The 10,085-nt window shown below is 28.9% G+C and carries 11 protein-coding genes and 2 pseudogenes; 5 read left to right on the forward strand and 8 right to left on the reverse strand.

Translation table 11 applies throughout. The features are described 5' to 3' along the window. Window positions 1-2: 2 nt before the first annotated feature. From CD039_RS07850 to CD039_RS07885, 8 genes are all read right to left on the reverse strand, one after another. Window positions 3-455, reverse strand: coding sequence for a DUF5085 family protein (locus tag CD039_RS07850; protein WP_103371853.1), 453 nt, complete (start codon window positions 453-455; stop codon window positions 3-5). Then, entirely contained in the window at window positions 452-901 is a 450-nt protein-coding gene (locus CD039_RS07855) for a DUF5085 family protein (protein ID WP_103371854.1), read from the reverse strand. Before CD039_RS07855 ends, CD039_RS07850 begins: the two co-directional genes overlap by 4 nt. Before the next feature lie 64 nt (window positions 902-965). Then, window positions 966-1,613, reverse strand: a complete 648-nt coding sequence (locus tag CD039_RS12250; RefSeq protein ID WP_103371855.1) for a DUF5079 family protein — start codon at window positions 1,611-1,613, stop codon at window positions 966-968. 124 nt (window positions 1,614-1,737) lie between these two features. Then, a complete protein-coding gene (locus tag CD039_RS07865; RefSeq protein ID WP_103371856.1) occupies window positions 1,738-2,367 on the reverse strand; it encodes a DUF5079 family protein in 630 nt (209 codons plus the stop codon). Window positions 2,368-2,391: 24 nt separating this feature from the next. Continuing rightward, on the reverse strand, window positions 2,392-4,017 hold the full coding sequence (locus tag CD039_RS07870) for a T7SS effector LXG polymorphic toxin (protein ID WP_103371857.1): 1,626 nt from the start codon (window positions 4,015-4,017) through the stop codon (window positions 2,392-2,394). 17 nt (window positions 4,018-4,034) lie between these two features. Beyond that, window positions 4,035-4,439 carry a YwqH-like family protein gene (locus CD039_RS07875; protein WP_167386241.1) on the reverse strand — a complete coding sequence of 135 codons (405 nt, stop codon included), beginning with the start codon at window positions 4,437-4,439 and terminating at the stop codon, window positions 4,035-4,037. 27 nt (window positions 4,440-4,466) lie between these two features. Continuing rightward, window positions 4,467-4,751 (reverse strand): TIGR04197 family type VII secretion effector, encoded by a 285-nt coding sequence (locus CD039_RS07880; RefSeq protein WP_103371859.1) that lies wholly within the window; start codon window positions 4,749-4,751, stop codon window positions 4,467-4,469. 5 nt (window positions 4,752-4,756) lie between these two features. Beyond that, window positions 4,757-5,209 (reverse strand): hypothetical protein, encoded by a 453-nt coding sequence (locus CD039_RS07885; RefSeq protein WP_186303075.1) that lies wholly within the window; start codon window positions 5,207-5,209, stop codon window positions 4,757-4,759. 921 nt (window positions 5,210-6,130) lie between these two features. Between CD039_RS07885 and CD039_RS11865 the strand changes: the two are divergent. The 5 genes and pseudogenes from CD039_RS11865 to CD039_RS11935 form a co-directional block, all read left to right on the forward strand. Beyond that, window positions 6,131-6,784, forward strand: a pseudogene (locus tag CD039_RS11865) (Csa1 family protein); the annotation flags it as partial. A gap of 123 nt (window positions 6,785-6,907) precedes the next feature. Further along, window positions 6,908-7,108: pseudogene (locus CD039_RS11770) on the forward strand (CHAP domain-containing protein); the annotation flags it as partial. Window positions 7,109-7,363: 255 nt separating this feature from the next. Further along, window positions 7,364-8,146 (forward strand): Csa1 family protein, encoded by a 783-nt coding sequence (locus CD039_RS07895; RefSeq protein WP_103371861.1) that lies wholly within the window; start codon window positions 7,364-7,366, stop codon window positions 8,144-8,146. Next, window positions 8,139-9,473, forward strand: a complete 1,335-nt coding sequence (locus CD039_RS07900) for a type 1 periplasmic-binding domain-containing protein (protein WP_103371862.1) — start codon at window positions 8,139-8,141, stop codon at window positions 9,471-9,473. The genes CD039_RS07895 and CD039_RS07900 overlap by 8 nt, the downstream gene beginning before the upstream one ends. A gap of 179 nt (window positions 9,474-9,652) precedes the next feature. After that, a partial coding sequence (locus CD039_RS11935) for a DUF1672 family protein (RefSeq protein WP_206169772.1) occupies window positions 9,653-10,085 on the forward strand: 433 nt, incomplete at its 3' end.

Here is a 10,085-nt window from a genome sequence, read left to right on the forward strand (position 1 = left end):
GTTTACTCCAGCTCCATTACTTTAGCTTTCACATCAATCCATGCTTTATTATTCTCCAAATGAAAGATATGATAATAAGGTGAAACAATTTGATAATCGTATTCCTTACGAAAATCATTAAATTCATCTATAAGCTGTTGTTCTTCCAATTCAAACTGCTTACTTCGAATTCGACCTTGAATCATATCTTCAATGATAAGATAACTTCTGAAATTAAGTTCAGAAGACGGTAGAATAGCACGGTTAATGGGTGCATAGAAAGTAACATTGATATGACGATCTAGTGTGAGTTGAGTGATAGCCATAATAAGTCTATTATCAATCTGCACATCTTCTTCATAGCATGCTTCGACGAATTTCTCCACATACTCTTCAATTTGACTGATTGGAATATCGATGTACGACCGATATACTACATTTTTTAATCTTATTTCACTGAGTCCATATTCATTCATGCTCCTTCAACTCCATCAACATCAATTTCAGCATGAATTTCAAAGACGAGACCACCAGCATATTCTAGCATTACGTGATAATAGTCTCTTTCAGCTAATTGTATATTGTTAGTTAGCGCATACTCCTCTATCGATTGATACATCGCTTCTATATCCTCACCATCTAAACATTTATGTGATAAAGTAGGATAAACTTCCAATAACGGTTGATATTCTATCCCCAGTTCAGGTATAGGTTCAATCGGCGCATTAAGTGGTATATAAACGATGTATTTCACACCTTCTAGGCCCACTACTTCTTTTGTAAAAATCACAGGCCCCATAGTGTATACATCTTCACTTATAAAAAATTCTTTAATACTAATTAATTCATCGTACCATTCTTCTTCCTTAGTAACGATTTCTACTTTGGCACAATAGGGTATAAATAAGATGTCTAATTCCATGATGTTTCACCTCTTGAAAATTTCATAAAAGCACTTGTATTAAAATATATTTATCAATTGTTGATTAAAATTTAAGTCGTCTTTCTGTAGGTTCCTCTCCTTGTTCAATATCATACGTATATCCACCATATAGTATAAAGCTATATACAACTATCGCATGAAAACCTAAAGTAAGGAAAATTAGGTGTATAAAATCATTTCTGTTATCTATATCATGAGGAACAATAAAGTATAGAATAATATATACTATATAAACGAACGCACCCAAAAATCTAAATAATAGTCCTATCATATGATGCTTAAAACTTGTCACGTTAATTAAAATTATATTAGCAACAGTATCTAACACAAAACTTAATGTCATACTACTAATACCAATAATCCAATAATTAAATATGTCGATATGATGCCGAATTGCTACGATAAAATAGAGATTAAAAATAGCATACAGAATCATGTAACTATCTAACACTGTTATAATAAAAAAATTTCTCCACATAAAGGTATTACTGTAATGTGGTTTGATGAAAATACATAAAAAAGAAATTAATATGACTAATAAATTAATCAAGCACACACCTATAATATATACAGGTATATTCATTAATACGCCGTTGTATTTAGCACTTAAATAATCAACTACTAGAATACAAAGACTAACGAGAGCAAGAATCTGCGGAACTGGTTGTCGTAATTGAGTATAGGAATTCATATTCACACTTCTTTTCTAGTATATTTAAAATAGCTTACTTAAAGTACGGCTTTGAATGTTGAGCCGCATGTAAAAACCTTTTCTTTTGTCTTATATATTTTAAGAGCAACTTTAAGATTCCTTTTTATTCTGGTATCTCCCCTTTTTCAAGCGAGTAAGTATAATCGCCATACATGATAAATAAATATACTACTATTACATGTATAGCAATTGTAAGGAATATTAAATGTATAAAGTCATTCCTATTATCTATATTATGAGGAACTATAAAGTAAAGAATAATATAAACTATATAAACAGAAGCTCCCAAAAATCGAAATAATAGACTTACCATATGATGTTTAAAACTTGTGACATTAATTAAAATAATATTTGCAATAGTATCTAATATAAAACTCGAAGTCATACCGACTATACCTACCCCCCAATAAAATTGTAAATCTATTTTATAGTATAGAGCTGCTAAAAAGTACATATTAAATACTGCATATAACATGATGTAGCTGTTTATCACAGTTATAAAAAAATAACACCTCCACATTGCAATATTTTTATAGTTTGGCTTATATAATAAGCCTATAATCGATGAAAATATAAAAAATATTTCAATTATTGTAGTTATCAATAAACCTAATGGTATTTTAAATATTAATCCGCTTTTTTCTAAAGACAAAAAACAAAAACTTATCGCCAATAAACTAAAAAATCCAAGAATTTGTGCAATAGGTTGACGTAATTGAGTATAGGAATTCATATTTACACTTCTTTTCTATTATTATTAAAAAACTTTACTTAGAGTATGCCCAAACGCATGCACAGCATTAGAAACCTTTTCTTTTGTCTTATTTAATGTATGAGCAACCTTATGGGTTGTCTCTACTGCTTTATGTTTAAACTTATTTACTGCCTTATTAGCTTTTTCTTTGGCAATATCAGTGGCACTTTTACCATTGAATTTTTGATCCAAAAGTAACCCTGTAAATGCTCCCACTGCTCCTCCAACAGCTGCTCCAACAGGGCCGCCAATAGCAGCACCCACCATAAATCCAGTTGCGCTACTGGCACCCATAGCACCGAGGTCCACAGATGTATCAACAATTTTTCTCTGTAATGATTTTTTACTCAGAAAGTTATTGCCTATTGCAACTACAGTTCCTACTGGAGCTAAAGCTTTAGAGCCAACTTTCATTAATTTAGAAGATTTACCTAACCAATTGCTTCCTTTAAAATCCTCCCATTTTTTTAGTGATAAATCTTTTAGGTTTTTAACATTAAATTTTTTCTTCAAATTTTCAAATGATGCTTTATTCTTTAATTCATTGAATTTATCTACCCATGCTTTTTTTATTGATGTTTTAGGCTTAGCCGTTTCATAAATCTTTTTAAATTCCTTATCATTATAATTTCGAGCCATTTTTAAAGCAGATTTAAATTTCTCAGACATTTTCATATTAGGTTTATCTTCAAACATAAATTTAACTGCTTTAATAATCTTTTTTCCTTCAATGTTTTCTAAATTTGTCTTTAATATTGAGTTAAGTAAACGAGTACGCTTTTTACCTAATTTATCAATCGATTTTGCGCTAGAAAGTATTTTATTACCTTTTCTTATACTTCCATCACCAACTATATATGATGCTAAGCAGGCATTTTTTAATTCTAATAATGATTTGACGACATCTTTATACTTCTTTCCACCGTACAGATAGGAACGATAATCCTCAAGTTGTTCACTGAATTGTTTAATTGGATTATCTTTATCAGCCATTTTATAATCAATGGCTAAATTGCGTCCGACGCTCGGAATCTTAGATCTATCAGGACTCATCTTTGAAACCTTTGAAGTCATAGTTTTTATAGGTGTAATCATTTCTTCTAGGTCTAAATTATCGAATGAATGAGCAGAAACGTAATCTTCCAATTTATCTATAGTCTCATCAATGTGCTTAGTTACGTCTTTGAGTTTATCTTTTACTTCATTGCCTTTAATAGATTCGGCAGTAGTAATATCAGCTACATTAACAACAGTAGAATTCATTCTTACTTTAGTATTCTCGATTTCTTTAGCTGGTTTATCTAAATTATCTTTATACTCTTTTAATTCATCGCTAACAATAATGGCTTCCTCAGAATTATCTACGTCGTTATGAAATGTATTAATTGACTTTTTAAACGTTGAGGCATATTCTTTCTTCACATTATCAAGACGTTTAATCGTTTCAATATGAAAGTTCTTATTATAACGATTAATATTCTCTGCGGTTTTACCTTTAAAATCACTATCATCACTTAATTTATTGATATTAGTTTTAAGCTTTTCTGTTTGACTATGTAAGCTTTTAAGTGAACTATTAATAGAATCCTTTAATTGATGAACTTCACCCATGGATACTTTATTACCCAATTCTATCCCTCCTCTAATTAAGCATTTTCTATTTCTTGATCAAGTGCTTTAATAGAATTATTAATTCCATCCAATTTATCTTCTAAGCTTGATATATCTTTTGAAAGTTTACTGATATCATCATTAAATTTGTCAATGATATCTTTATATTTATCACCATATTGCTTAATAGCGTCATCTAAATCTTCTTTCTTCTCATCGTTATCCTTTCTTCTCTCTCCTTTCCAATTAGATTCAGAAATCTCAACATTATTATAGGAGTTTTTCTGATTTTGATAATCATCTTTAATTTGTTCAGCAGATTGCTTAGCTTTCTCTAACCTTTCCTTTTTCGATTTAAGGTCAGATATATCAGAAGCAACAGACTCCTTTTTATTTTGTAATTCGACACGTTTTTTAATAAGCTCACCTTTATTAGACATATCAACCATCTCTTTTCATTTAATTATCTATTCACTGACTGGAACATTAGATATATCATTAGCCATCTCTTTATCGTTTGAGTCAAACTCATCAACCACAGAAGCCATCGCAGTAGTATCCTCTGAGACAATTGATTTATAGTTATTTAATGCTTCTAAGAGAATATCTGCATCATCTTTAAATGAAGTGAAAGGTTCTATATTTGTATCACTTAAGTCAACGTCATTTTTAAAATTAATATCTTCTCCTGCACTTTTAATGTTATTTATTTCATTCTTGGCACTATTTGTCTCAACTTTAACTTCTCCCATTTATATCACTCCCTATCGATGAGTTTTATTTTCTTGTAGTCATAGTTGTTGAAGTAATACATGTCACCTTTCTTCAACGGCGGTTCTTTAGAAGCGTTTGTTGTAGGTACAAAGTTCTGGTCATAAAGTCTCGAAATAATAACAGCTTGATTAATAAGTTGATTTGCGAGTTTCACTTGACGCAAATAACTGTTAAATAAGTCATTGTAGAATCCAGTAATAATAATATGGATATTAAACTTAGGGCCTTCATTCAGAATCATCATAATCTCTTGTTCTGTCAGACCTGCATTCTCAACATATAACTTTAAATTATTGATAATCACTAATTCAATTGAAGCAGCTCGCGTTTCATCATTACGACGTTTATCTATCTCAGTTTTAAATCCTTGTCTCATCATTTTTAAGTCTGATTCTCCACTATAATACGAGCTAACCAAATGACTTTGTTCGCTCATATTGCCCTCAGCATCAAGGAGAATAACTGTATATTTAGCTTTGTATTGATTTATTAAGATATTAAAATTAAGCGTATTTAATTTTCAATGTTATAACTCTCGCTTGCTTATGGGACCACACTCAACTAATTCTTTTCGCTCAAAGAGCTCGAAGAATGGATTTTCGTTGTGGTCTAGATCCATCAAGCGTCTCGAGTACACATTGAAAATTTGACTTAAAATATATCAAATAATCTTTAACACATACTTCATATTAATAATCAAAAATCATTCCAATATGAATCTGATTAGTTTTATAATTTTAAGAATAATTAGATATCTTATTCGTTAATACTGCAAGTAAGATTAAAGGTTAACCTTTTGGATTTTGTTTATTTAAAAACGGACTTTTTAAATTTCAAACATAACAATCAACTGAGTGTGTTCTGAATTTGGTGAAGCGTTATTAGTATTAAAATCAACGCTTGATATTAATAATACCTGATTATCGATGATTGTAAAGCATCTTTTTCGTCAAGTTTTAAATTTTATTCTAATTATTAATATTATACTATTTAGCAATGTCTTTTTTGTGTATAATAAACCTTAAATAACGCTTATAATGTTTGACATTATTGATAGTTACTATATATGTCCTATTATTTAAGGATTTCTAGTTTAGTCGTTTATACTATTTTCTTCTACAGAACATCTAGGTTACTTTATAAAATATATCAATAAACTTTTGAAAATAGTTTCTAAATTAAAAGAATTTTATTTTCATATCAAAGAAAGAGCTGATCACATGAACAACAAGAAATTATTACAACTACTCATCGTTTTAGTACTAATACTAACAACAGCTACCGGTTGTGATTTATTGCTTTTGGGAAAGGATAGGAAAATCAAGAATTTATTTAATGAAAAGCTAAGTTTTATCCTGTTAAAAATCTAGATGATTATTATCATCTCACTCCTAAGGGGGAATACACTAAAAATAATGGGTATGGTGGGGCATGGATAGTATTCACTAGTTATTCTATTAAAAAAGAAGGTAAATTATTTACTGAAGGAGCCGTTCTATATATTAATTTAGAAAAGAAAACTGCTAAAGGTAATTATTTCAAAAATGAGATATATGATGACAATCAAAAAGGTCTAATCACTAAAGAAAATAAGTATAAAATTACTATGAAAAATAATCGAATTAAATGTATGGACTCGCGTGCAAGTACAGCGGTAAAAAGAAAAATTGAAAACTTTAAGTTTATGAGTCAATACTCTGATTTTAAAAACATCAAAAAAAATCAATGGGTAATTAGAAATTATAACTACACATTGAATAACTTTTTCGCTACTCGTAACCTAAGTAACGAAGACGATATTGTTAAAGATTTAAGAGCAATTTATGATATTAAAGATAAAGGTGCACCTTCTATTGCTATGAGTGGTGCCAGTAGTGAATTTAAAAAGGATAATAATATCGATATTAGTCTAGACATCAATTTTAATCAAAATAATATTAAAATTTCAGATTCTATTGGATATCATACTGAAGGAGTTAATGAAGACGATGAATATGGAATAAATCTATAAAATACCATTGTGACGATTTAATAAGCACTACTCCAAATACAAGAGTAGTATTAAATTTTACCTACAAATTAGAAATTGATTACTATAAAATTTTAATCAAGATAAGTTGAGTAAGCTAGCGAAGGATTCAAGGTAGACCATACACCTTCCGTTGGTTCTATTCTACAAACTCCAGATGGTGCATCAGGTCATGTGGCATTTGTAGAAGCAATCAATATAGATGGTAGCGTAAGTATTACTGAAATGAATTACTTAGGAGTCTATATAGTATCATCTCGAACTATACCAACTTATTCTGTAAGGAACTATAACTATATACATTGACAATCTTCAATCTCATTATACACCAAACGGAGCGTTTTAGTAGGTTAACTTGTATTTGTAATTAGTATATAAGCTACCTTTTCACTATAGCTATAATTATTAATGATTGATAATTTAGAATTATTTATTTTTTTATTACCAATTGCAACTACATGTATATTATCCACGAGCACATTATATAGTATTTAATTCGATAAAGTTCAAAGATTGATCTTCATATTGTTTACTAATTCTATCTCGGAAAGAGCTGATTACATGAACATCAAGAAAGTAGTACGACTAATTATCATTTTAGTACTAATACTAACTATAGCCATCGGTTGTTATTTATTTTTCTTTGAAAAAGAAAGAAAAATTAAGAATTTATTTAACGAAAAATTAAAAATTTACCCAGTTAAAAACCTAGATGACTACTATCATCTTTCTCCAAAGGGGAAGTACACTAAGAAAAATATATCTTCGGGAACTTGGATAGTACAGTCTAGTTATTCAGTAAAAAAAGGAAAAGTTTTATTTACCGAGGGAGCAGTACTATATATTAACCCTAAAAAGAAAAATGCTAATGGTAAGTATTATATATATAAAACATTTGATGATAAAGAAAAAGGATTAACTACAAAAGAGACTAATTATAAAATAGTTATGAAGGAAAATCGTCTAGAATGTGTGGATAAGCGCGCTGACAAAGTATTAAAGGAAAAAATTAAAAACTTTAAATTTATTAGTCAATATGCTGAATTTAAAAATATAAAAAGAAACGCCTGGGAGAATATTGACTATGGTTACTCAGTTAACTCTCTGCACGGGAATCTTAAGTTAAATAATAGCGATAAAACTATTAAAATCCTGAAAAAAATATACAATGTTAAAGATTTGCATACTCCATATATATCTATGAGTGGTAATAGTAGCGAATTTAAAAAAGATAAGGATATAGATGTTAGTCTAATTTTTGGTTTTAAAAATAGTAAATACAGTTTTTCAGACTCAATAAAGTATGACAGAAGTGGTTTTGAAGGGGTTGATGATAATGAATAATAAGACTCAAATAGATTTTAATGGTTTAACTAAAACTACTGAAAGTACTAGTGCGATATCTAAACTAAGTTATGGATTAGAAACTGCATACCATCTAGGGTTAACTAAAGATGAAATAAAATACCAAATTAAACAGGCAAAAAATAATAATAATTTTCCGCCTAACCTTGAGTATAAAGAAACCTTTAATGATACTAAGACAGGATTGAGTACTTCAGTATTTGTAGATAAAAATACAGGAAAAGCTATTATCGGTGTAGCTGGGACTAATATTAATAAAGATAATATTTTAGACTCTATGCAAGATATCTACGCAGATAAAAACATTGGTTTAAACGTTGTAAATCAGTATGACCCTTACTTTAAAGAAACTCAAAAATTTATTAAAAGAATACAAGAAGAGTACGATGTAGAAACAATTACTGGTCATTCTAAAGGGGGACGAGATGCAACTATACTTGGCATAAGCAATAATATCAAAAATATTGTAACTTACAATTCAGCTCCCTTATCTATTCCAGAAATAAATTTATTAAAAAGATCTTTAAAATATCTAGTTACACCTTTTAATAATTTGCCGAAAAAACCAGATTTTGCAATCTCTATGCTTAAACTTTTGCAATTATTAAGTTTGAAAAACACTTTTAAAAATTATAATGGTACAATAACAAACTTTCGTACTAATTATGATCCGCTAACCACAACTTCTTTTATATCACATGGGATATACTTTGGGAAATTTATCACTATACATAACGGAACTAAACATAGTATTGATAACTTTTTTGATTCTAAATCACAGTTAAAAATTAATAAAACATTAGATAGTCTTACAATTAAAGCGCTTATATCAAATAAAATAAATACACATCAACTTGTAAGCGAAATAAAAGAAGTAAGCATTAAACTACTTAACAATTATCATGGTGCAAACACTGCTACGTCCGAAAAATTACTTAACGACGTTGTTGCTTATGTTTTATTAAAGACATTAGAAGATAATATTCAGCAGGAGTTTAAATCAATAAAAAAAGTATTAGAGAAAAAAGAACAAGAATTTAAAGAAAATTGGTCTTCCGGTCTTGAAGATGCTCAACATATAGATAATCTTCTAAATGAAAATGAAGTTTTAGATGCCTTGGAATTAGGTGGAGCTACTGAACAAAATTCGGTGGTCGATATACTTAAAATTATAAAAAAGAAGAAAGATAAATTAAATAAAATAGAATCAAGTTATCAAACTTACACTAATAAAATTCAGAATAGTATAAAGACAATAACAAATAATGACCACGAATTAGCAAGCGCTTTGGGTTTTACTCCTTAATATATTAAATGAAAATTTTATACTATTATATTTTTCTTTATGATATGTATTTCTCAATAGTTTTAAGTGAAGACTCACATTACTATATAACATTCACTCATCATCGAGGTGACCATATGAAGTTTAAGATTTCCCCCATTATTCTTTCAACCACTTTAATATTAGGAGGTTGTTCACCTATGTTTCAAGAAAAAGTTCCAGATAGAATGCTAGCTCAAGAATATAAAGGACAAGGGTATAAAGATGATCCACATGTAGATAGAAAGTCTATTCATTTTGCTAAAAAGCATCGAAAATCTTTTGAGAAATCAGCAATAAGATTTTTTAAAGATAACTTCAGTTTAAATGTAAAAGTAACGAAATTCGCTCCAATCAAAGACGGCGCCATTGTATATATCCATTGTGATGATCATGATATTCAGTTTAATGCTAGTTTATCCCTAGCACAAGATGACATTGATGAGGATAAATCAATGAAAGTTAAAGAAGACGGCGATAATATAGCAAATATGTTAGAACATGTTTTAACAGGATTTGAATATCGTGCACATAAAAAGCAATACGACCATTTATACAATTATTTAGATAAGAATAAAGAAAAATATCACTATA

The organism is Staphylococcus argensis (assembly GCF_002902305.1).
Lineage (GTDB): Bacteria > Bacillota > Bacilli > Staphylococcales > Staphylococcaceae > Staphylococcus > Staphylococcus argensis.

Coding starts and splice junctions, on each gene's coding strand:
- CD039_RS12250 (WP_103371855.1), bottom strand. CDS start 1,613: ATGAATTCCTATACTCAATTACGACAACCAGTTCCGCAGATTCTTGCT.
- CD039_RS07865 (WP_103371856.1), bottom strand. CDS start 2,367: ATGAATTCCTATACTCAATTACGTCAACCTATTGCACAAATTCTTGGA.
- CD039_RS07895 (WP_103371861.1), top strand. CDS start 7,364: ATGAACATCAAGAAAGTAGTACGACTAATTATCATTTTAGTACTAATA.
- CD039_RS07900 (WP_103371862.1), top strand. CDS start 8,139: ATGAATAATAAGACTCAAATAGATTTTAATGGTTTAACTAAAACTACT.
- CD039_RS07880 (WP_103371859.1), bottom strand. CDS start 4,751: ATGGGAGAAGTTAAAGTTGAGACAAATAGTGCCAAGAATGAAATAAAT.
- CD039_RS07885 (WP_186303075.1), bottom strand. CDS start 5,209: ATGAGCGAACAAAGTCATTTGGTTAGCTCGTATTATAGTGGAGAATCA.
- CD039_RS07850 (WP_103371853.1), bottom strand. CDS start 455: ATGAATGAATATGGACTCAGTGAAATAAGATTAAAAAATGTAGTATAT.
- CD039_RS07875 (WP_167386241.1), bottom strand. CDS start 4,439: ATGTCTAATAAAGGTGAGCTTATTAAAAAACGTGTCGAATTACAAAAT.
- CD039_RS07855 (WP_103371854.1), bottom strand. CDS start 901: ATGGAATTAGACATCTTATTTATACCCTATTGTGCCAAAGTAGAAATC.